Source organism: Paenibacillus sp. NPDC057886 (assembly GCF_042796655.1).
GTDB lineage: Bacteria > Bacillota > Bacilli > Paenibacillales > Paenibacillaceae > Paenibacillus.
Genome location: NZ_JBHVMZ010000037.1, coordinates 1 through 1,151, shown reverse-complemented (window position 1 = coordinate 1,151; position 1,151 = coordinate 1). Strand labels below are relative to the sequence as shown.

2 protein-coding genes are annotated in these 1,151 nt (G+C 48.2%); one reads left to right on the top strand and one right to left on the bottom strand.

What is annotated here, in order from left to right:
- Nucleotides 1-449: zinc-binding dehydrogenase (locus ACFVQB_RS34410; protein WP_379449882.1), on the top strand; the 449-nt coding region annotated here is incomplete at its 5' end.
- A gap of 58 nt (nt 450-507) precedes the next feature.
- Here the strand turns inward: ACFVQB_RS34410 and ACFVQB_RS34405 are convergent.
- The coding region (locus ACFVQB_RS34405) for an arsenic resistance protein (RefSeq protein WP_379449879.1) at nt 508-1,151 on the bottom strand (644 nt) is incomplete at its 5' end.

Below are 1,151 nucleotides of genomic sequence, written 5' to 3'. Positions count from 1 at the left end.
GCGCAGAGGTCACCGTCCTCAGCCGCTCAATGAACAAAAAAGACGAAGCGCTTGAATTTGGAGCCGATCATTACTTTGCAACAAGCGACCCGGATACATTTACTGAACTGGCCGGACGATTTGATCTTATTTTAAATACAGTATCCGCGAACCTTGACGTAGATGCCTACTTATCTCTGCTTCGCATTGACGGTACATTGGTAAATGTGGGAGCGCCCGCTAAGCCGGATTCATACAGTGTGTTCTCCTTAATCACGGGCCGCCGCAGCATTGCGGGTTCACTCGTCGGTGGTATTCCGCAGACTCAGGAGATGCTTGATTTCGCCGCCGAGCACGGCATTGCTCCTAAAATTGAAGTGATACCGGCCAATCAAGTCGACGAAGCGTACGAACGGGTTCTCCAAAGCGATGTCCGCTACCGTTTCGTCATTGATATTTCAACTTTATAATCGATATAAAAAACATACCAATATTTGTTGGTATGTTTTTTTCTGTTCAGATTATTTTTTATTTCAGCAGCCATCCGGGCACCGCTTTTATATAAACCAATTCGCCTATCAGCTCAACAATCGTCTGTGTGACGATAACAGCGGCGGCCAATGGGGCCCAAGCATCCGGCAAGGCCAGTGCTAACGGAAGGACTGCGAGTGAATTTCTTGTGCCCGTGCTGAAGATCAATGCTCTTCCTTCACCTGTATCCAGACGGAACGCATTTGCGATAAACCGGGAAACAAACGGCATAATGAGCAGGAATAACAGATAGATTGGGATCACACGTATAATGATGTCAGCATCACTGATGACCTTGCCGATTTGTGTGGCGACGACCGCCAGTAAGACCAGAGCCATAAAAGGAACAGGCAGCCACGCCGTCCATTCCAGCACCTTTTCTCCCGCCGGCTTCTTATCAGCCCATAATTGAGTCATCACCGCCGCCAGCAGCGGCACCGCTATTAACAATAAGAATGCTTCCAGAAACGGTCCCGCATGAACAGCTCCTATCACTTCTTTCCCGATAAACAGCCACAGGTATAACGGAAGCAATACCATCTGAACGGCGAACAAAACCGGCGTGGAAGCCAGTATTAATCTCTCATTTCCTTTGCCGAGCTGAGTAAAGACGATGACGTAATCAATACAAGGTGTAAGCA